Below are 21,189 nucleotides of genomic sequence, written 5' to 3'. Positions count from 1 at the left end.
GAAAAGCCCTGCGACACAGAGCGAATCAAACAGCTCGTGCTTGACGGCGTGCAGAAAAAGCGCCCGATAAGGCGTATAAAACCAAAATATTTCATAATCTGCACAGCCGCTGTTCTGACGGCGGTATCAGGTCTGACCGTCGCCGCGGCAACTGACGGATTCGGTCACTTCAGAAGCATTCTCCACAGGACTGAGCCAAACGCTAATATCTCCGAGGAACTTCCTCTCATGAACGACAGCGAAGTCAGCGGCATGGAACAGAACATTTCCGAAAGCCGTATAGTATTCACAGGCAGCGACAGTATGACAGTCTCGACGGCTGGTATGTACTATGACAACAACACTCTCATGCTGTCTTTGGAAATGAAGCTGAATGATGATATTTCCGTTCCCGATAACGCACTGGCTGTTCCGTATTTTACAAAGATAAAGGACGGCGTGCGCACGGAACTTACGAATCAGAGCGGGCTTGCAAATACGGCACGCCTGACAAAGGGCGACGCTCCCAGCACCTACTATGTGACGTTCTATCTCACAGAAAAGGGGCTTTCCGACAGCAAGATCGGCATCACTCTCATAAACATCATCACGACCGATGACGCTTCGGATATCTACAGCGCGCTTATCGCCGAGCAGGAGAGCTGGCGCAATGCCTTCGACCTCGACTCCCACACTGTCGAGGAGTGGAAGCAGTACTGGAAGGACAACGACTTCGACAAGCGCACGCACGACTTTGTTGACGCGCGGCTTGTGGAGTGCAGCAGCATCGTGGCGGGCAAGTGGTCGGCTGAATTAGACATCTCCGACATTGACGGAGCGGCAACATTCAGCAAGGACGGCTTCACAGTGACCGCAGATACGCTTTCGCTCACGCTCGACATTGAGCAGAATCTCCCCGATACTGTTTTCGCCGTGCCCATAGTCACGATGAAGGACGGCACAGTTATATTCGACGGAGGCACGAGCGAGGAGAACTGGCTGGCACAAACGGGCGTGATAAGCCCGGATGAGAATTGCATGCGTTACGCCCACAGGTTCTCGAACGTTTTCAGTTACAGCGAGCCGCATAAAGTCAGCAGTATCGCCGAAATCAGCGTGTACGTCTTTGAAAGCGGCAGCGACGGACTTACCGCAAACCGTCACATGATCTACGAAGCGGAGGCGACATCATGAAGAAGACAGCTATTTTTCTCTCGCTTGCAATGCTCGCGTGCTCTGTATCGTGCAGCGAAAACAAGACCGAACTGTCAGTAGCTCCGGACAGTTCTTCTCAGTCCTCGCAAAGCACGTCAGATGGTGAAAAAACACATATCACTATCGCGCTCGCTGAGTCTTATGATACGTGGGTAGGCTGGCAGCACGCGTGGGAAGAAATAGAAAAACTCAACGCGGGAGACGGTCCGTATTACGTCGAGGTGATACACTACGAATTTGACGAGGACGACCACTATGGCGATTCATCGGTCAGCAGGCTCTCTATGGATATCCTCGCAGGCAAGGCTCCCGACGTCATATCCGCGTCGCCGTTCCAGCTTGATAAGTTCCGTAGGAACGGCTACCTCACCGATCTCTATCCGCTCATGGATTCGGACGTCGGAATGAATCGCGAGGACTTCCTCGACAGCGTTATCGATAGTGTAGATATTGACGGCGAGATAAACGTCATATATCCTGCATTCACGGTGCATACTGCCGCCGCAAAGACAGAGCTTGTCGGCGCTGATTCCGAAAACTGGACGATACAGCAGGCGATCGACGCATACAACAGCTTCGGTGGAGACTTTCTTGCGGAGAATTACACCAAGTACGATATCCGCCATTACTTCTTCAACGGAGTGATGATGGACAGCATAGACTGCAGGGCGCATACCTGCGACCTCAACAGCGCACTTGTTCCCGTGCTTGATTTTCTTATAGGACTGCCGCCGATGGAAAAGCGCTTTGGCAATCCGGATATTGGTCAGATACACAACAACACCGCCCTCGTTAAGCAGCTTGAGATAAAAGGCATCAATTATTTCTATGCATCCAGTGTGCTGATGAATTTCCAGAACGAGCCGATGACCTTTGTCGGATATCCGACCAATAACGGCAGAGGCACCTACACCGACGTTACAGGCGGCTTCGCAATAATGACGAATTCCAAGCACAAGAAGGAGGCGTGGGGAGCGATATCAAGGCTGTTTTTCGGTTCGACCTTCCAGTCGGATATCAGTCTGCACGCCTATGGTATCCCTGTCAAGAAAAGCACGGTCAAGAATCTGCTGGAGCTTGAAGGAGCTGAGGTGTTCTCCCAGTCCTTCGACGACTCCGGTAAACAAAGCAGAGATATGTCAAGTATCAATTCAGCGGTCGAGCTTCCCGACGGAACGGAACTGAAGCTCTCTGCTGAGCAAAAGAAGCAGCTCGAAGATTTCCTTAACGAGCTTGAGATAGACCCGTTCGTCAACAGGAATATGGAGCAAATTATCAAGGAAGAGAGCGACTACGTATTCGAGGGCGAACGCTCTGTTGAACAATGTGTGGATATCCTGCAGAACCGTATAGGTCTCTATCTAAGTGAAACGCAATGATAAAACAAGACAGCGGCATCATCTTGGTGCCGCTGTCTTTTCCTATTCGGTTTGGTTGTTCTTTTGTTCCGCTAAGAGTAGCTGCCAAATGGCTGCTTTTTTAATTAACAATGGTTTGAGAATAGTTGCGCTTACCATAAATTAGCTCTCGCCTCATTAAACAAAGATCAAACACGTCGAGACGATCATCATCACAAAAATTGCCAGCTTTCCAATCGGCAAGCTGCGTATTGGGATAAGCTAACAGCCATCTTTGCAGTGTGACAACATCTGCCAGATTGAATATGCCGTCATGGTTTACGTCACCTCTAACTGGATTATTATAATCAAGAGCGATTTGATTGAATTCAAGATATATGTTATCTGAATAATCCAATGGAGATAGAGAACTCATTTCTGAACTAAGTTCGGGTGGATACAGTGCCGTAACTTCCATGACCGTTCCGTCATCATATATCTTAGTATGGAAGAACATAGCACCGCCCACGATACCGATCTGATCGTTGCCTTTTTCATCCAGCCAGTATGCACAGTCGCCAGGATCACCTCGCCAGATATAATCTGGATATCCGTGTATCTCGTTAATTTTTGCAATCATTTCTTCAGGTGTTGAGGTGTTTTGCAGAATTTCAACGACTTGTTCCGCCGTAATGCGAGGTGCGTTTTCATCCAGAATACCGAGCAGCTCAAGTGTTCTGCGCTGAAAATCACCAATCGGTGACTTTGCTTGCAGTCTATCTAATTCGGAACGGGTTTCTGCAGGGAGTGTTTCATCCGGCTGCACTTGAATCTTTACTTCCTGGTGATATAAACGATTTCCTGTATCGGAACTGTCGTCTGGAACCAAAACCTCAACGATAATTTCGTCTTCTCCACAGCTGTATGCAGTCACAGTACCATCATGTGAGACAATTGTTTTATACTCACACGAATGCAGATAAACGGTCGATTGATCTGCAAATTCGGGATCGACAGTTATTGTAAGCTTGACCGTTTCTCCCTCTGTCATGATGATCTCAGAAGGCGTGACTGTGAAGATCTTTGGGGATGGAGTGTCGCTTTCAGCATATGTATAGAGTGAAACAGCGGATACCAATTGTATGGATAAAACCATCCCTATGATTAGCGAAACGATTTTTTTCATGGTTAGCTCTCCTTTCCTTTGTTTTTAGAAAAATAGGCGTTATAATATCCTTTACTACTTAGACGAAAAAAACAACTGCAATATTTCACCCTTTTTTATTATATGTAAACGTAAACTTTGTCACTTTAATAATACTATATATACACCTAGAAATCAACATTTTGAAAATATAATTATTATTTTACCCCCCTGAAAAATTTTTCAACATTTTCTTGTTAAAGTCTCTCTCATTACATATTTCATGATACATCTGCCTGCAATATGCAGGTAACGCCAGATTCCACGGCATAACATAGTCAAGCTGTTCATTTGTTGGATTCAGTCCCCATTCAGGCAAAACGGTCAGTAAGTAGAGCAAATATCCGTAAACATCAAGATTATTCCTTTTTGCTGTTTCTATGATACTCATTACCGCTGCGCTTGCAGCAGCACCATTCTCGGTATCGCTGAAAAGGAAATTCTTACGATTGATAACATAAGGCTTTACTGTTCGTTCAGCAAGGTTATTGGTCATTTCTACTTTAGGATTGCTCAGAAACAGATATAGTTTTTCTTTCTGATTCAGGGCATAAGTAATCGCCGTGCCAAGGGCAGAGCCTTTGCTCGGTCTTAAACTGCTTATTATCTCATAAACCTCATCCAACAGAGGTTTTATTATGTCCTGTCGCATTGTCAATATCTGTTTATCAGTATATTGGGCTTCTCTCGCACAGGCTTCATATGCAGCTGCCTTATCAATAAGGGCTACTATCTGCGCAGAAGGGCAAGTTTTATCTCCTTCTGGTATACAATCATAGAATTTACGGCGAAAATGAGCTGCGCAACCAGCGTTTTCATAATCTCCGCTGCCGTATGATTGAAAACCGTCCGTCTGAACCACACCTGTATATCCTTTCAGCAGCTCCTCGGCAACTGTTTTACTGCGGCTATCACGGTACGCATACAGTGCTATCTTTTTTGAAGCAGATGCACCTGTACATACTATCCACATCTGCCCTTTCTTATTGGTAGGCTTTCCGTCTTTTTTCAATACCCGTGTAGGAGTTTCATCAGCATTGAGGACAGGTTCAAAGAAAGCATGGTATCTGAGCCTGTTGATAACAGGTTCAAACCATGATGCGCCTTTTATTACCCAATTAGCCAGTGATGTTCGGTTCAGATAAATACCTCTCAGCTTCCAATATTGCTCCTGACGGTAAAGCGGTTCTCCAAGCTGATATTTCCTCTGCATAATATCTGCAACAAGGCTTGCGTCAGGAAGCCCTTTTTTGATAATACAGAGAGGAGTTTTGTTTTCAGCTGCGATAATATTAGCCTTTGTACCGTTTTTATCGCAGTTTATGCATTTGTAGACCTTGCGGTAATACTCTATCTTATACACCTTTTCTGGTATTACGGCAAGTCTTGTAGTTATGTATTCCTCTGCATATTCGGTCAGAGATCCTCCGCACACTTCACATATCTGCTGTTCCTGCGGCAATTCATATACTATTTTTTTAGTTTCAAGGTCAGCTCTTATTTCTTTTCTGCCACGATGCTGTCCTGTTTTCTTAGATTTCGGAGCAATTGTTTCAACTGTAGGTTCAGAAGCGGAAGTATCAGCTTCTGCTTCGGCTTCATTGAAAACTCCATCAAAAGCAAGCTGACCATCGTTGATAAATTTCGATTTCTCACTCTTTTGTCCGAACAGCATTTTATTACGTTTCAGTACAAGCTCTGTCAGATGCTCGATACGGAGATCCTTTTCTTCAATTTTCTTTTCAAGTTCGGAGCATTTCTGCAATGCCAGTTCATATGCATTTTTCAGTTCTTCGTAAGTCATGGAAAAAGTGCTCCTTTCCTTGAATTTCAGGCATCTGTGATATTTATATTATATCACAAAAAATTCTGTCTTTCAATGAAAAGAGCACCTTTCAAATGAGAAATATCTTCCACATTTATGTATATATCTGCTGTGCAAAACTCAGCATATATCAACGCCGCCTTCAAGCTTTTTAATTGCTTTGGGCTGATCTATAGATAATCCCTGCATAAGCCATATATATTGTTCATGAGTCAGATTACGGACTTCCTGTTTACTGCGAGGCCAGTTGAATTTACCGCCTTCAAGCCGCTTATACAACAAAAGAAAGCCATCATCCTCCCATAACAGGACTTTCAGGCGGTCTCTGCGCCGTCCGCAGAAAAGGAAAGCACTGTTATTGAAAAGATCAAGCTGATATTGCTGCTGTACTATTGCTGCCAGTCCGTCGATTGATTTCCGCATATCCGTATGACCGCATACGATGTATATGTTATCAGCGGACAAATTTTTCAGCATTCTTTCAGACCTCTGAGCAGCAAAACTATCATACTCTCAGATATATCAGGTGGAAGTACGATCTCGATACCCTCCTTGCGGAGAATAACTCTCTCTTTTTCATGAACAGGTTTACATATTGGAACTGCAGCAGTTTCAGATTTGGCTACACTTGGCACATCAGGCTTTTCTTTTACTGCGCTCAGAGGAACAATATCCTGCGTAGACGTTTTTTTAGTTTTAGCTGTATCCTTTTTCAGCGAAGCGACACGTCCATAGTATGTGTTTACATTCACCCCATTCGCTGCACACCATTCCCTGACCGACATATTACTGCTTTCGCATTCTGCGATCCGCTCTGCCCATTCTCTACGACACAGTTCTCTCTGTACTTCTTTTGCTGTTGGCATTTTTATAGCTCCCTTCGGATATTTTCCTCTGGAGCTATTTTAGCATTTTATCTACTGCTACGGAAGTGCTGGGAATGGTTGGCGCTTACCAAAAATCTGCGATTTAGGACAAAAATCTGCTGTTTAGGACACAAATATTGAATGGGACTAATTAATTGCTATACTGAGGGTAGAACAAATGTCAAATAGCCGCTAAGTAACCCCACACAAAAAGCAGAACCAAATTTGATAAGTAATAGTTTCACATTTTGATATAGAATGCGAAGCTATTTTTTATACTTTCAACTTAGTGTTTTGTTAAAGAATTTGCATCTAATATATAGAACCCAATTATATTAGGAGGTGTTAAATATGAAAAAAACACGGATAAGTTTAATCGTAGTAATTACTGCGTTTTTATCCTTATTATCTCAAACAGCGATTATCACCCATGCCGCCGAAAATAACCCTGATGACAGAATAAAAGACCTGATAGAGCTTGACGGAGCAAATGAGGAAAGCAACGAGCTTTCGGGAGCAGATGCGTTATTATACAGCGATATTCCTGTTTCTTCTTTTGAAGTGAGCAACCTGTCTCCCAATATAGTGACAGACCTTGATTATACGGATTGGTGGTACAGCGAATGGGATGATTGCCGCTATATATTTCTTCCCGTAACTGCTGACCGTGATAGTCTTGTTATCACATATTCTGCCGATGATACGATATATCTCAACGGGCAGCCTGTTAAATCGGGAGAAACGACTTCTTTGCTCGGTGATGATGATACCTTTCAGATTACAGTCGGAGATAAAGACTGCGGTAAACTGAAAATAATGCAGTCCAATATCGGCTGTATCTATCTCTCAACTTCACACGGCGGAACAGATGCACTTGATAAAAACCGCAATATTACCGAAACAGGAACAACTATCATGCTGAATGCTGACGGTAGCACTGAGTATAGTGGAGCTTATGAGAAACTTACTGCTCACGGTAATTCATCATGGGATTACAGCAAGAAGAAGCCATATAATCTGAAACTCCCACAAAAAGAAAACCTTTATGGTATGGGAAAGGCGAAGAAATGGACTTTACTGGCGAATTATCTCGATCACTCTATGCTCAGGAATAAGCTGACAGAAGAAATGTGCAAGGCAGCAGGAATGGAATGTGTTATGGATTCTGTTTTTGTTGATCTCTATGCTGACGGTTCTTATCGTGGCACTTATCAGCTCTATGAACGGGTACAGATACAGAAAAATCGTATCAATATCCGTGATCTTGAAGAAGTGACGGAGAAGCTGAACAGCCGTGATCTCGATGAGTATGCACAAAAGTTCATTGGTGCTGACAGCGCGGGCGAATATAAGGAAAACAGCTATAAATACTATGATATACCAAATAATCCCGATGATATAACAGGCGGCTATCTCTTGCAGTTTCAGCAATGGAACAGATACGGACACAAGTGCCAGAGTGGATTTGTAACCTCAAGAGGACAGGCAATCGGAATAGACGGACCGGAATATGCTTCAAAGGAACAGGTCGAGTATATCCGTTCCTTCGTTCAGGATATGGAAGATGCGATTTACTCCGATACGGGATATAACGCCAAAGGAAAGCATTATACTGAGTATCTTGACGAGGATTCACTTATCATAGCCTATCTTGTGCAGGAGATCAGCGAAAATATTGATGCAACATATTCCAGCTTTTATATGTGGAAGGATTCTGACCTCACTGGTGACGGCAAGCTGCATTTCAGCCCTGCTTGGGATTTTGATTTGGCATATAACAATTTTCCTACTCAGCGTGTCAATTCAGACGGCAATAGTGGATATTCCTACAAGCCTGATAATCTGTTTGCCGTCTATTTCCCCATACACGGATATGAGGACGGCGGTAAAACATCTTCATCGGGAAGCGGTCGCCCGACTGTTGGCAGAAGCTGGATAGGACAGCTATATCAAAATGAGAACTTTGTAAAGCGTATTGCAGAGCTATATTTTGAACGATTTGAGCCTTTCCTGCAATCACTGACCGAAGGTGAGAAGCCATATCTCACGCAAATGGCTGAGAGCATCCAGACCTCGGCAGAAATGAGCAATGCTCGGTGGCATACCTACGGCGGTGCTTCTTACTGTGTATTCGGTTCATCAAGTGGTGTAACATTTATGGATTCAGTTGATATTGTCCGAAAATACATTAATCAGCGTAAAAACTGGCTTGGTGATTTGTGGAAACCATATACTTATGTTAAGGGCGATGTGAATGGTGACAGCGTTTTGGATATAGCCGATGTTGTATTATTACAGAAATGGCTTCTTGCCGTACCCGATACACACCTGTCACAATGGCAGGCTGCCGATTTATGTAAGGATAACCGATTAGATGTATTTGATCTGTGTCTGATGAAGCGGGAACTTCTTTACAGATAAAGTATAAAACTATTCTTTCACTACCGTTTTTGGGCGAAAATATTGATAAAAATGTATTTTGATGATATAATAGAAAAAATTATTTTTTAACTTAGGGTTTTTATATTCTAAAAGCATCTAATAAGTAGAAGAGCAAAAACATATCCCCCGAAAGGAGTACCCAATGGATAACGGTGCAAGTAGCTACCGCCGTTTCCTTGATGGTGATGATTATGGTATGGAAGAGTTGATCCGAGATTATAAGGACGGACTTGTACTATACCTTAACAGTTATCTGAATGACTTTAGCGTTGCAGAGGATTGCGTTCAGGACACCTTTATCACACTGGCAATAAAAAAGCCGAAATACCGTGGTGAAAGTTCCTTTAAGACATGGTTATATACGATAGGCAGGAATACAGCTCTATATTATATGCGAAAGCATAAGAACGACAGTGCTGTTCTGATTGACGAATGTGAAAAATTGGCTGCTGAGGCTGATTTGGAGCGCGATTATCTGAAAGAAGAACAAAAAATCACTGTTCGCAGGGCAATCCGCAGATTGAAAAGAGAGTATCAGCAAGTAGTATATCTTACCTATTTTGAAGGTTTCAGCTATGCTGAAGCTGCTAAGATCATGAAAAAATCCAGAAAGCAAATTGAAAACCTCCTCTACAACGCAAAGAAGTCACTGAAATCGGAACTTGAAAAGGAAGGGTTTAATTATGAAGAGCTATAAAGGATATAAGGAGATGACGAGGTGCGTGCTTGAAGCACGTGACGAACATCTGAAAAAGAAACAGCGGCAGCAAGCCATGTTCAGGAAATGTGTTCCTGCTGTGTCGAGCTTCTGCGTTGCGTTGATCCTCGGCTTCGGCTTTTGGAAACATATCAATAAAATGCCTGAAATAGAAAGCATCTCTCCGACTGTTGAAGCCACTACAGAATCTGTTCCTGCAACGGAGAAAGAATCTTCTACTATGGATAATACTGAGAATAAGTCAACTCAGAAACCTACTGAACAAACGCCTACACAAAATGTCACATCTAACGAACCGGCAACAAGTACATCTCAGGAAGCATCTTCCACAAATGCGAATATTGAAACGATAAATCCTACGGAAACAGAGCAAGCATCAGAAACAGTTTCCATTCCACCTACGGAACAGCCTACAACCTTAGATGGCGATCAGTCAGGGTGTACTGATAATCACATATATCTGCACTGGGATGAGATGACGATCAATCAGCAGTATTTTTATGCGGAGTTTGGAGAGCCAACTTTATCATACTCAACCGCTGAAAAAGAAGTCTCTGCAAATGAAGTGGGTGAATATATAAGCCAAGCATATATGAGTGGTTATGACTGGTATGAGTTGATCTACTATCATTGTGAAACAGAAGCATATAGAATAAAAGGAGATGATGAAGCCAAAACAATTGCAATAAAGTTTGAAGATGATGAGAATTATTACTTATACACTTTAAATGAGTCAAATAATGACGATGAGCCGTCAGACTGAAAAATGAGAAGGTGTGAATGTTATGAAAAAAACAAAAATGATCGCTGCACTTGCAGCAATAATGTGCTGTGTCACATCGGTATCTGCACCAAGTATGGCACTTGCAAGCGGAGCTGAAACGGGAAAAAGGGATAAGGTAATCGAGCAGACGCTTATACTTCCCGAAGATATAGCATATATCTGGGATACCATCACTCCCTACCTTTGGGACAAGGAAACAAATACACGAACTATGGATGCCTTTATTGAGCTGGATAAGAACAAGAAAATAATCGTTGTAGCCGATAACGAGGAGATTCTTGCTACAGTCAAGGCATTTGTAAAGGAAAAGGAGCTTGACGAAAGCCTTATTGGTTACAGGATAGAAAGCTTTGAAGATATGATTCCTGATGGATATACAGTCGATACTCCTGTTACTAATGAAGAACTTGAAACACTTGTTACAACATTGCAGACGCTTAACACCTATCTTTATGAAAAAGGCTATATTGATAACTCTGCTTATGCTTCTCTTTATTGGGGCAAGCACGCTATCGAGTGCTATGCACAATCTTATGTAGTTGAATACGAAATCAAGCAGTTCATGAAAGAGAACGCTATTAATGAGAATCTCATTAGTGTTATTGTCGCTCCTGAAGCGGATTATCGTGTTCCTGATGGCGGACAAAGAAGCTATGAAGAAGTCAATACTATCGTTGCAGGCGAATACATTACTCTGAAAAAATACCTGACTGATAATGGTATTCTCTCAAATGTATATCTGACAACAAAGGGCGAATTGGATTACCCCAAAGTACCGTATTCCTGCGTTGAGATATATGTGCGTTCTCAGGAAGATGCTGATAAGTTGAAAGCCTACATGGAAGAAAACTATTACTGGCAAGATGTTGTAGAGGTTACAGTACAGACTGACCTTTCAGCCGATCCAGATGGCACAATCCATAACAAGGAATACATCTGCCTTGAAGGTGACTCGAATGATGATGGTGAGTTTGGCATTGCAGATGTGATAAAGCTCCAGAGGTGTATACTGACTGCCGATACGATGTCTGAACGCGAAGCTATAGCTTCTGATCTTATTAATGACGACAGGATAGACGTATTTGACCTTGTGATGTCAAGACGCAAACTTATCAATGGCTAATTGAATATTGCTGGCGGTTCGGAGAATGCTCTCCATGCCTTGTCTGTTTTAAGGAGATAGTTTTCCACATAAACCTACAGGTCAGGATTTTCAGTTTTTCTCAAAAATAATAATAAGGATTGACTTTTTAGAATGATGACATATAATGTCAAATAGCCATTAGGTAACCCCAATCCCAAGCAGTTCCAAATTCGATATACCATGAGGGCATTATGCAAGATCTAAGCATAATGCCCTCTGCTGTTTATGATTGACATTTCCTTTTCTGTCTGCTATAATAACAAAAGTTTTAAATAAAAATGTCGAGCTTCGTAAGCGCCAACCATTCTATGCATATGAAAATAAGAAAGCTCCGCAACTGTGAGCTTTTCTGTACATTGTTTACTTGACAGTTATCCGCTGAAAGAGAAAGACGGCACAGAGAGCCTTCTCTGTGCCGTGTTATTGAATTGACCAACTATATTCCGTGATATTCTACTATATTGAGCTTATCCCAATTCTGATATATCGTATCAATGACTTCCTGTGTGAGCGGAGCTTCATTATCCGCCTCAGCGATCAGGCTTGGTCTGCGCCATACATAAGAATAGGATGCGTTTTCGTCAAGATGAAGATAGTAAACGATTCCATTCGGAGATGTCAACTTGTGTGTAGGAAGTCCGTCACAGCTTATTGCGTTATAATTCAGGCTATCGAGCATATTGAACACATTTGTAGCTGTTGGTGTTTCATTTACAGTTCCTTGTCCGATCAGCATATTATATTGTTCATGGGGAACGAGTACAGCTCTCTGGCTTATGAAGAATTTTATGATTTCAGTAATTTCCGGTGTCAGTGATGCTTGTAGGTTTGCATCATTTCTTTGAACAAAATTTAAAGACAAACTGAGCTTGTACTCCTTACCGTCTCTGGATGTAAAATAATATTCGGGTTCAGCTTCAACACAGGCATCGATGTAATTAAGGCTATTCAGCTTATCTGTAAGCTCAACTTGCTTTCTTACAATTTCAGTCATATTATCATCCATGTACTCTGAAGTAGGTTTTTCAACTTTTTCAGGAGCGTTGGTCGTTGTCTGATCATCGTTTTTGTCAGAATTATTATTTGTTTTTGTCTCTGATGAGTTATTTGCTTCGGATTCATTTAAAGCGGTGTCGGTATTCAGACTATTATTATCTTTATCTGTTTTTGTAACACTACTTGCTGAATGAGAAGTTGTCTTTTCCTTATCTATCTTTTCGTCTTTTTTATCTGTAGGATTTACTGAACTATTATTATCTGTTTCTGTTTGCGATTCCGTAGCAAATATCTCAGGCTGAGGTGATGGATTTAGCTTATTATTTTTAGGACCTTTCATTTTAATAATACCTACTGTTGCACCTATTAAAAGTACAAATGCAGCACCATATGCAGCAAGAGCGGCAATACGCCTAAATATATTTGCCTTTTCAACTTTATATATCTCAGAATATTCAGCTGTTTCGCTGAACTGATTGTTCGCGGTTCCTACTTTTTTCAGGTAACTGCTGAACATCCGACGACTTGTTTTGCTGTCTACCGCTTTGTAATCTTCAGCAATTTTATTCGCATCTGCGGAGCCTAAGATTTCCTTTATATCACGTTTCATGATAAAACCTCCTTTATATAGTAATATCCATATCTGACAAGAATTTTTTCAGCTTTTTTATTGAACGCCTTAGACTACTTCTGACAGTTACAGGATTCATTTTCAGTATCTTGGCAATTTCAAATGAATTTCTTCCAAAATAATACTTTTGTATGATTATATCTGAATTTGGTTTGCCAAGCATTTTGATATTTTCAAGAAGAAGTTTTGCTATCTCAGCACTTTCGACATCAGCTTCCGTATCTTCATCGGAGCTGATATGCTTTGTAACTTCATCATCAAAGGAGATAACCTTATTGTCATTGGATAGTCTGTGGTATCTGTCAATAGCACGGTTTCTTGCCGCAGCAGCAATATATGGTTTTATCACAGCGTTATGAGCGGCATCAAAAGACAATGCAACATCGCTCAGAACGTCAGTGGTACATTCTTCAACATCTCTGCTGCTGAAGTTCTTCAGAACACTGAAAACTATCGTATATACATAGCCGTGGTACTCGTCGAATAAAGCTCTGTAACCCTTGTCGGGAGATTCTTGTAACAAACGGCATATCTCACTGTCTGTCATGCTCTCCCTCCTTTCAAGCATTAACACGTGTTGGGTGCTTTCATTATACCATAAACGGCAAAATCTGAAAAGTGTTGCACTTTTTTAGAAAATAATTGGATTTTTTTGAAACTTTTTTACAGCATCTAACTATACATCTAAGCATCTGATTTCAACTATATTGAGAAGTTATAAAGGCAGTTAAGAGATAATCTCAAAACTGCCTTTAATTATTATAATTCTTTTGTTCTTTTGATTACTCTAATAAAAATACATTGTTTCCACAGAAACTTAACCAACAGAGGCGTTATCTTTCAGCTAGCTATAAACAAGAAAAAAGCTCCTCCTGCCACTTTTACATGGCAAGAGGAGCTTTCCTTAACATATCTCATTTGTTTTGTTTTTGCTTACGATGATATCACTTTTATCTGACTGGATTTTCTGTAAATTTCGTATTTTGTCCAGTATTGAGGGCTTTTTATCAGATACTTTGCCAACAAGCAAAGGCTTTTTCTCCGCAGCGATCTCAGCATTTTCAACACCGTTTCCGTCAATGTCGAGAATAGCGTTCAGTTCAGCAAGCCTTGCAAGTTTGCACTGGAGTTCTTCCTCCTGAGGGAAAGGCTTACCAAGCTCTGATTTGGCTGTTTCAAGCTGTTCGTTCAGCGTAGCGAGCTGTTCCTTGCTGTTTTCAAGGCGCTTTTCAATACTGTCGAGAGCATTATCAATACGAAGGATATTACCTGTTTCGGAAGTTCCGAGAGTGATGGTATAGGTCATTTCACGCTGTAGAACAAGGTGGAATTCCTGAGTGAAGCTGTCATAGCTGAGAGACATATCGAATCCTTTGTATGAGCCGATATCAATGCTTTCCTTTGCTTTGACGCTCTTGCAGGCAAGCAGAATTGCTTTTCCTGCTTCTTCCTTATCGGTATACGTCATATTCATGACTGTCATAGGTGAAATGCCTTCCGTTACCGCAGGCTGTGCTTTCATGTGTGCAAGGTCGTGTTCAAGCCCGACAATACGCTGTTCAGTCTTAGCAATCCTTTCAGGGAAATGCTTTCTTACACTATCTTCAAGGTTATACTGCTGTGATGTGTGGTTTGCCTTTGATACTTTCAGTTTCGTTACTGCCACATCAAGGTCCATCTTTTCCTTTATAAGCGGATTTCCGGCACAGAGAGCCTTTACTTCCGCATAGGAAAGAGTTGCTTCATCAACATCCTCACAGCTTCTGACAGGCGATTTACTTGACATTATCTGTGAGATAAAACGCTGCTTGTTCTCAATTGTCTGGTAAAGATAAGCGTCAAATGTGGATTCTGTCATATATCTGAATACCTCGACCTTGCTGTTTTCATTGCCCTGACGTATGATTCGACCTTCGCGCTGCTCCAGGTCACTTGGACGCCAGGGGCAATCCAGGTGATGAAGTGCGATAAGCTTGTCCTGAATGTTGGTTCCTGCACCGCATTTCGCGGTAGACCCTATAAGGACTCTGACCTGTCCTTTACGAACTTTCGAGAAAAGTTCCTTTTTCTTTGCTTCACTGTCAGCTTCATGAATGAAAACGACTTCCTCCTTCGGAACGCCGTTTGCTACAAGTTTGTTCCGTATATCGTTATAAAGATTGAAAGAACCGTCATTTTTCGGTGTGGAGAAGTCGCAGAAAATAAGCTGTGTTGCCTTTGTGTCATCGTGCTTTTGATAGATATCAAGCACGTTTGCTACACAGGCGTTTACCTTTGAATCAGGCTCGTCAGGCAGAAGCGGATCAATAAGTCGCTGGTCAAGACCTATCTTTCGTCCGTCATTCGTCACCTTGAGCATATTATCTTCTTCGGGAGCTACAGCCTTTTCGTGTATAAGCCTTGCTCTTTCTGAAAGGCCTTCGACCATTTCCTTCTGGATATCTGACGGTTTTACGACTACATTGTGGAATTCAGCCTCAGGAACAGGCAGATTTAGCATATCCGCTGTCTTTATATCCGCACATTCCTTGAACACATTTATGAGCTCAGGAAGGTTGAAGAACCTTGAAAATCTCGTTTTGGCTCTGTATCCCGTGCCTTCGGGTGCAAGCTCAATAGCTGTAACAGCTTCACCGAAGTTTGCAGCCCATGCGTCAAAATTCTGCATTCCCATTTCTTTCAGCTTGTCAGCCTGAAGATAACGCATCATCGTGTAAAGTTCTGTCATGGAGTTCGATATCGGAGTTCCCGTTGCGAAAGTGCAGCCTTTTCCGCCTGTAAGCTCGTCAAGATACTGACACTTCATATACAGGTCTGCTGATTTCTGAGCTTCCGTCTGCTGTATACCGGCTACGTTACGCATTTTCGTATAGAGAAAGAGATTCTTGAAGGAATGCGCCTCGTCCACGAACATTTTGTCAATGCCGAGCTCTTCAAAGGTAACAACGTCGTCCCTGTCCGTTGAATTTACAAGCTTGTCAAGCTTTGCTTCGAGGTTCTTCTTTGTCTTTTCAAGCTGCTTAATACTAAAATTATCGCCGCGTTTTCTGCTGAGTTCTTCTATTCCGTCAGTTATCTCTCTTATCTGATTTCGTATTATCCTTTCCTGACGTTCCGCGGAAACAGGTATCTTTTCAAGCTGCGAATGTCCTATAATAACTGCGTCATAGTCGCCTGTAGCTATTCTGGAACACAGCTTTTTCCTGTTTTTTGCTTCAAAGTCCTTCTTTGTAGCGACAAGTATATTTGCCGCAGGATAAAGTCTGAGAAACTCAGCTCCCATCTGCTCTGTCAGGTGATTCGGTACGACAAACAGAGATTTTGTGCAGAGCCCGAGACGTTTGCTTTCCATAGCAGAAGCTATCATCTCAAAGCTCTTGCCTGCACCGACCTGATGTGCAAGAAGCGTGTTTCCGCCGTACATTACATGAGCAATGGCATTAAGCTGATGCGAACGGAGCTGTATTTCGGGAGTCATGCCTGAAAATGTGATGTGACTGCCGTCGTATTCACGCGGTCTGGAGCTGTTGAAAAGGGTGTTGTACTTGTTTACGAGCATTTCGCGTCGGTCAGGATCTTTGAATATCCATTCCCTGAACGCATTTTTTATTGCCTCCTGTTTCTCCTGTGCTATCATGGTCTCTTTCTTATTAAGAACAGAGGTCACTTTTCCGTCAGGCTGTTCAACTCGGTCATATACTCTTGTATCGCGGAGATTAAGCGTATCCTCGATTATCGAATATGCGTTTTTCCTGCCTGTACCGAAAGTTACGTTAGCCATTACATTGGAACGATCTGCGTTCTTGCCTTCTATCTGCCATTCAGATGTGAATTTCGAGAAATGAACGTCGAACATATTCTGCATATATCTCGACACCTGAAGCGTTTCACAGATAAACTGCTTGATCGTATCAGTATCGAGCCATGTTGCACCCAGCCTTACATCTATTTCACTGGCTTCAAGAGGTTTCGGCATGGCATTTGTCAGAGCTTCCACGTTTATGCTGTAATCCTCAGGATATAGCTCGGCTGTACGCTTTGCAATATCAAGCTTTTCCCGTATATTGCCGGAAAGGTATTCGTCTGCTGTGAGATACTTTGCACTGACGCCGTTATCTGCATTATGCAGAGGATTCAGGAATATAACGCCTTTAAGGTCGTTATACAGCTCTTCTTCTGTCTTGCCTGTAAGCTGTTCCATAAGCGGCATATCCACCGCAGCCTTTTCTGAAATAGATACAGCCAGTGCCTCTGACGCAGTATCAACGCTGTTTACCTCTGTTTTCTGCTTGATAGTCCTCTTGCTGAACATATCGGCTTTTCTTTCAAGCTCGCCGTTTTCATTCAGTATTTCGAGGGAGGAAAGCAGATAATAGGAACTGTCCTCTGAAAATGCATTTGCATTGCCTCTGGAATTGATAAGACCGTATTTCCTGGTAAAACTGTCATACAAGTCGTTGAGCTGTCTTTGCTGAGTTCTGATATCATAGTCGCTGTATTCATTAAGCTGATAGTCGATAAGCGTTCTTACGCAGTCTCTGAGCTCTACCATACCTTTGATACGTTCCGCCGTTACCTTAGGCATATCTTCTTTCAGGAACATACGGCTGTTTTCACGGTAATAGATATTATCGTCGATCACTGTATATGAGAAGTTCTTAACATCCGCGTCTGCCGGAATGCTTTTTTCTTCCTTTTCATCTTCGTCACGTTCAATTTCAGGAATATTGCCCTGTATATTGCGGACAGCTTCTTTCAGCTGATCTTTCAGTACAGCTCCCTCAATTGGAACACAGGCTGTTTCTTCCGAATTACCATAAAGTGAGAATTCCATGCCCTGCTTCATTTCGCCAAGTATCATTTCAGGATGCTCTTCAAAATACCTGTTTACAGGAACACCGTCGGCAGTTGTACCGAGATGTACCCAGTCAGGCTCGATATCAAGCATTTTATCACGTTTCTGGAGAAAGATGATATCCGAAGTGACCTCTGTACCTGCGTTATCTTTGAAAGCATTGTTCGGAAGGCGTATAGCTCCTATCAGCTCCGCTCTCTGTGCAAGATACTTCCTGAAACTCGGATTTGCCTTATCAAGTGTACCCTTTGAGGTTACGAAGGCTATAACTCCGCCTGCACGGACCTTATCAAGGCTCTTGGCAAAGAAATGATCGTGAATATTCAGATTAAGCTTGTCATAACGCTTTTCTGAGAGCTTGTACTGTCCGAAAGGTACGTTTCCGACAGCTACATCAAAGAAATTATCAGGAAACTGAGTTTTTTCAAATCCTGTAACCTGAATATCGGCAGTCTGGTACAGCTGCTTTGCTATCTTTCCCGATATGCTGTCAAGTTCAACTCCGTAAAGTCGGCTTTTACGCATTTCATCGGGCATCATTCCGAAGAAGTTGCCGACGCCCATTGCAGGCTCAAGCACGTTTCCTTCCCTGAAACCGAGATTTTCAAGTCCTTCGTAAATTGCCGAGATCACCGCAGGAGAAGTGTAGAAGGCTGTGAGAGTAGAAGCTTTTGCATTTTCATATTCCTCAGAAGAAAGCAGAGAGCGCAGCTCCTTGTATTCCGCTGACCATGAAGAATTGTTTTCGTCAAAAGTTTGCGGCATTCCGCCCCAGCCGACGTACTTTGAAAGCACCTCCTGTTCCTCAGGTGTTGCATACCTGTTTTCTGATTCAAGGGTATTAAGAAGCTTTATTGCTTCAATATTCGCCTTAAACTTTGTTTTAGCACCGCCGCTGCCGAGATCATCATCAGTTATCCTGTAATCATGCTTTTCTCCCGTGAGCTGAGGAATATCAGCGATATTTGCAGCTTTGGGAGGTTTGAGAGCTGTTTCCGCTGCTTCTTCTATTTCGTTATCTTCATTCAGGATACGTTCAAGCCTGTTCTTTTCTGATATATCTTCATCTGTGATATATCTTTTCTGTGAGATGAGCTTTGTGATACGGTCAGATACCTCGTTCCATGTCATTTTAACTCTTGCTTGCGAATCACCGTAACCGCCCTTTTGCAGCACAACTCCCTTAGCGTCGTGCCATTCATTATAACCGGAATCGCCTCTGCCGCCTGTACCGTACTCTTTTTTCAGGAATTTTATCTTTTCATCTGTGCTGTGTGGGGTACTGAAAAAATCGCTGATACGGAACTTTCCGCCTTCAACACCGCTTCCTGACAGGATAAAATTATCCTTTTCGTCATCAGTAATAAAATACTTATGCTCGACCATGAATGATGGTTCAGCTCTGAAAACAATCCTTTCACGCTGTAAGTCCTTCAGTTCTTCAAGCATTTCGGGCATTTTATGAAAATGGAAACGCAGAACGTCCCTGTCAGCTTCATACTGCTCAATAAGGTCGGTCAGACCGTCAATGCACTCCTGTACAGGCTTTTCGCCTTGAAGTGCTTCGGCTATTTTCATTGTACTCTCAGGGAATCCGCCGTCGAAGAAGTAATCAGGGATAAAATACTCGACTTCAACATCCTGATGAAGATACCATAGCTTGTCTGCGAGTTCCTTTCTTGTGAAAGGTTCAGCGTTATCTATGATATCCTGAGTTGTGAATCTGCCGTCGGAAAGCATTTCATCGATACGTTCCGAAGCCTGTTCCCATGTTAATGATACTGATGAATTGCGGTTGTGTGCAGTATTGCCGATACCGAGAGTGATACCGTCTTTGTCATACCATGCTGCGATCTTTGTCTTTTTCAGACCGTCAGGGCTGTTATATTCAAATCCGCAGCCGTTTGTGCCGAACTCTTTGCTGAGAAAGGCAGAATTACTTTCTATACCCTTGTTTTTCTGGAACTGCGATACTACTCTTTCAAGGATGTGAGGTTCAATGCCGCCTGCACGGAGTACATAGTCTATCATATCCTGTGATATGGCTGTTTCAGACGAATAATTGTCAGTCGGTATTTCGGGAATATCCATATCACCGAAAAGAGAAAGCTGCTGCGGTTCATCATAGCCGCCTGTCTCTTCAATGTCAGGTTCAATATCAAAAGTGTCCGAAATATCAAGGAATTCGTGCTCATCAATAAGCTTTGCTGTCAGCTCCTGAACTCTGTTCCAGCTGATAGTCTGCTTTTGGTCACTTGAAAGAAAGCTTCCCTTATAGATAAGAAGTCCCTCGTCCTGCGTCTTGTAGCCATATCTTTCAGAACCAACGCTGAATTCGGTATAATCATCGTTATAGACTGATTTAAAGTAAGCAGCTCTTTCAGCTGCGTCATCATTTTCAAGGAAAAATTCAAGAACTGCCTGCTTTGAAGTCCTGATATGGTCGTATTTGCGGATAATGCCGAGCATTTCCTGTTCTGTGAACACATCTGCGGGAAGAACAGATCCCGCTTCTTCAAGAATAAAGGTTTTTTCTTCATCTGAAAGAGCTACAAGTTCGTCAAATTCCAGATTACCGAGAGGTCCGAGCATATCTTCAAGGCTGTCATACTTCTTTTCGGATACTATCTTATCATCATATAAGGTGACTATCCTGTATTCCACGAGGTCAGCATACACTTCTATCGGTGTAAAACTGTCTTCATCAGTAGTAAATGCAAGCGATACATTTGAAAGGTCCGAGAAATCGGCTTCGTTTCCGAATTCCTTGTCAATATATTCGCTTATACGGCTTTTGGCTTCTTCAAGAACAGAAAAAGCAGTATCAGAATTATCTTCCGATACTGCTTCGTGTTCTGTATTATCTGTTAAATGTAGATCAGTTCGCTCAGGAGCTGTTCCTCTATCGACGCTTTCAGGTTGTTCACTAATCCAACCCATGCCATCTGGTCTTTCGCTTTCAGCACCTCCGTAGCCCCTGCTTCTTTCATCATCTTCGGGAGCATCAGGTCGAGTCTCTTCTGCGCTGTTTCGTCTATCTCCGCCAGATGAAAGTTCAGAGTACCCTCTATCAGCATTGCCTGATACTCCCAGTTCTTCTTCTCCTTCAGAAAGGTTCTCCTGAGAAGTCCGTACTTGCCGATCTCTTTCTGTTCTTCCGTCGTCATATCCGGCAGATAAGTCTGTGTTGCTT

Annotated in this window: 14 protein-coding genes; 6 read left to right on the top strand and 8 right to left on the bottom strand. The window is 42.5% G+C overall.

Going from position 1 to position 21,189, the window contains the following annotated elements; all coding sequences use genetic code 11:
• Together IKW96_RS12650 and IKW96_RS12645 are read left to right on the top strand one after the other, a co-directional pair.
• On the top strand, positions 1–1,173 hold a 1,173-nt coding region (locus IKW96_RS12650), incomplete at its 5' end, for a hypothetical protein (RefSeq protein WP_296575469.1).
• Positions 1,170–2,573: an extracellular solute-binding protein gene (locus IKW96_RS12645; RefSeq protein ID WP_296575467.1), complete on the top strand. Its 1,404-nt coding sequence runs from the start codon at positions 1,170–1,172 to the stop codon at positions 2,571–2,573. The genes IKW96_RS12650 and IKW96_RS12645, both read left to right, overlap by 4 nt.
• Before the next feature lie 100 nt (positions 2,574–2,673).
• On the opposite strand, the gene IKW96_RS12640 is transcribed toward IKW96_RS12645, so the two are convergent.
• From IKW96_RS12640 to IKW96_RS12625, 4 genes are all read right to left on the bottom strand, one after another.
• Positions 2,674–3,717, bottom strand: coding sequence for a hypothetical protein (locus IKW96_RS12640; RefSeq protein ID WP_296575464.1), 1,044 nt, complete (start codon positions 3,715–3,717; stop codon positions 2,674–2,676).
• Positions 3,718–3,898: 181 nt separating this feature from the next.
• The gene (locus tag IKW96_RS12635) at positions 3,899–5,539 is read right to left on the bottom strand and encodes an IS66 family transposase (RefSeq protein WP_296575461.1); all 1,641 of its coding nucleotides are present in this window, start codon (positions 5,537–5,539) and stop codon (positions 3,899–3,901) included.
• 141 nt (positions 5,540–5,680) lie between these two features.
• On the bottom strand, positions 5,681–6,037 hold the full coding sequence (gene tnpB, locus IKW96_RS12630) for an IS66 family insertion sequence element accessory protein TnpB (RefSeq protein WP_024860030.1): 357 nt from the start codon (positions 6,035–6,037) through the stop codon (positions 5,681–5,683).
• Complete coding sequence (locus tag IKW96_RS12625) at positions 6,031–6,426, bottom strand: IS66 family insertion sequence element accessory protein TnpB (protein ID WP_296575452.1); 396 nt, start codon at positions 6,424–6,426, stop codon at positions 6,031–6,033. The genes tnpB and IKW96_RS12625 overlap by 7 nt, the downstream gene beginning before the upstream one ends.
• Positions 6,427–6,777: 351 nt before the next feature.
• Between IKW96_RS12625 and IKW96_RS12620 the strand changes: the two genes are divergently transcribed.
• The 4 genes from IKW96_RS12620 to IKW96_RS12605 all read left to right on the top strand — a co-directional run bounded on the left by IKW96_RS12620 (position 6,778) and on the right by IKW96_RS12605 (position 11,493).
• A complete protein-coding gene (locus tag IKW96_RS12620; RefSeq protein WP_296575449.1) occupies positions 6,778–8,847 on the top strand; it encodes a CotH kinase family protein in 2,070 nt (689 codons plus the stop codon).
• Between the two features lie 163 nt (positions 8,848–9,010).
• Entirely contained in the window at positions 9,011–9,565 is a 555-nt protein-coding gene (locus IKW96_RS12615; RefSeq protein WP_296575446.1) for an RNA polymerase sigma factor, read from the top strand.
• On the top strand, positions 9,552–10,349 hold the full coding sequence (locus IKW96_RS12610) for a hypothetical protein (protein ID WP_296575443.1): 798 nt from the start codon (positions 9,552–9,554) through the stop codon (positions 10,347–10,349). Before IKW96_RS12615 ends, IKW96_RS12610 begins: the two co-directional genes overlap by 14 nt.
• Before the next feature lie 22 nt (positions 10,350–10,371).
• The gene (locus tag IKW96_RS12605; RefSeq protein ID WP_296575440.1) at positions 10,372–11,493 is read left to right on the top strand and encodes a hypothetical protein; all 1,122 of its coding nucleotides are present in this window, start codon (positions 10,372–10,374) and stop codon (positions 11,491–11,493) included.
• A gap of 457 nt (positions 11,494–11,950) precedes the next feature.
• Here IKW96_RS12605 and IKW96_RS12600 read toward each other — a convergent pair whose 3' ends face one another.
• The 4 genes from IKW96_RS12600 to IKW96_RS12585 form a co-directional block, all read right to left on the bottom strand.
• Positions 11,951–13,120, bottom strand: coding sequence for a hypothetical protein (locus IKW96_RS12600; protein WP_296575437.1), 1,170 nt, complete (start codon positions 13,118–13,120; stop codon positions 11,951–11,953).
• A 13-nt stretch (positions 13,121–13,133) separates the two neighbouring features.
• Positions 13,134–13,688 carry a sigma-70 family RNA polymerase sigma factor gene (locus tag IKW96_RS12595; RefSeq protein WP_296575434.1) on the bottom strand — a complete coding sequence of 185 codons (555 nt, stop codon included), beginning with the start codon at positions 13,686–13,688 and terminating at the stop codon, positions 13,134–13,136.
• Between the two features lie 357 nt (positions 13,689–14,045).
• Positions 14,046–20,936: a helicase-related protein gene (locus tag IKW96_RS12590; RefSeq protein ID WP_296575431.1), complete on the bottom strand. Its 6,891-nt coding sequence runs from the start codon at positions 20,934–20,936 to the stop codon at positions 14,046–14,048.
• Positions 20,864–21,163: a TnpV protein gene (locus tag IKW96_RS12585; protein ID WP_296575472.1), complete on the bottom strand. Its 300-nt coding sequence runs from the start codon at positions 21,161–21,163 to the stop codon at positions 20,864–20,866. The genes IKW96_RS12590 and IKW96_RS12585 overlap by 73 nt, the downstream gene beginning before the upstream one ends.
• Between the last annotated feature and the right edge of the window lie 26 nt (positions 21,164–21,189).

The sequence above is a fragment of the Ruminococcus sp. genome (genome assembly GCF_017549005.1).
GTDB lineage: Bacteria > Bacillota > Clostridia > Oscillospirales > Ruminococcaceae > Ruminococcus.
The sequence above is the reverse complement of the archived record's forward strand: the minus strand, read 5'-3'. Positions and strand labels throughout refer to the sequence as shown.

Excerpts from the sequence above, each read along its gene's own strand:
- IKW96_RS12645 (WP_296575467.1), top strand. The coding sequence starts at position 1,170 with ATGAAGAAGACAGCTATTTTTCTCTCGCTTGCAATGCTCGCGTGCTCT.
- IKW96_RS12640 (WP_296575464.1), bottom strand. The coding sequence starts at position 3,717 with ATGAAAAAAATCGTTTCGCTAATCATAGGGATGGTTTTATCCATACAA.
- IKW96_RS12635 (WP_296575461.1), bottom strand. The coding sequence starts at position 5,539 with ATGACTTACGAAGAACTGAAAAATGCATATGAACTGGCATTGCAGAAA.
- tnpB (WP_024860030.1), bottom strand. The coding sequence starts at position 6,037 with ATGCTGAAAAATTTGTCCGCTGATAACATATACATCGTATGCGGTCAT.
- IKW96_RS12625 (WP_296575452.1), bottom strand. The coding sequence starts at position 6,426 with ATGCCAACAGCAAAAGAAGTACAGAGAGAACTGTGTCGTAGAGAATGG.
- IKW96_RS12620 (WP_296575449.1), top strand. The coding sequence starts at position 6,778 with ATGAAAAAAACACGGATAAGTTTAATCGTAGTAATTACTGCGTTTTTA.
- IKW96_RS12615 (WP_296575446.1), top strand. The coding sequence starts at position 9,011 with ATGGATAACGGTGCAAGTAGCTACCGCCGTTTCCTTGATGGTGATGAT.
- IKW96_RS12610 (WP_296575443.1), top strand. The coding sequence starts at position 9,552 with ATGAAGAGCTATAAAGGATATAAGGAGATGACGAGGTGCGTGCTTGAA.
- IKW96_RS12605 (WP_296575440.1), top strand. The coding sequence starts at position 10,372 with ATGAAAAAAACAAAAATGATCGCTGCACTTGCAGCAATAATGTGCTGT.
- IKW96_RS12600 (WP_296575437.1), bottom strand. The coding sequence starts at position 13,120 with ATGAAACGTGATATAAAGGAAATCTTAGGCTCCGCAGATGCGAATAAA.
- IKW96_RS12595 (WP_296575434.1), bottom strand. The coding sequence starts at position 13,688 with ATGACAGACAGTGAGATATGCCGTTTGTTACAAGAATCTCCCGACAAG.
- IKW96_RS12590 (WP_296575431.1), bottom strand. The coding sequence starts at position 20,936 with ATGGGTTGGATTAGTGAACAACCTGAAAGCGTCGATAGAGGAACAGCT.
- IKW96_RS12585 (WP_296575472.1), bottom strand. The coding sequence starts at position 21,163 with ATGACGACGGAAGAACAGAAAGAGATCGGCAAGTACGGACTTCTCAGG.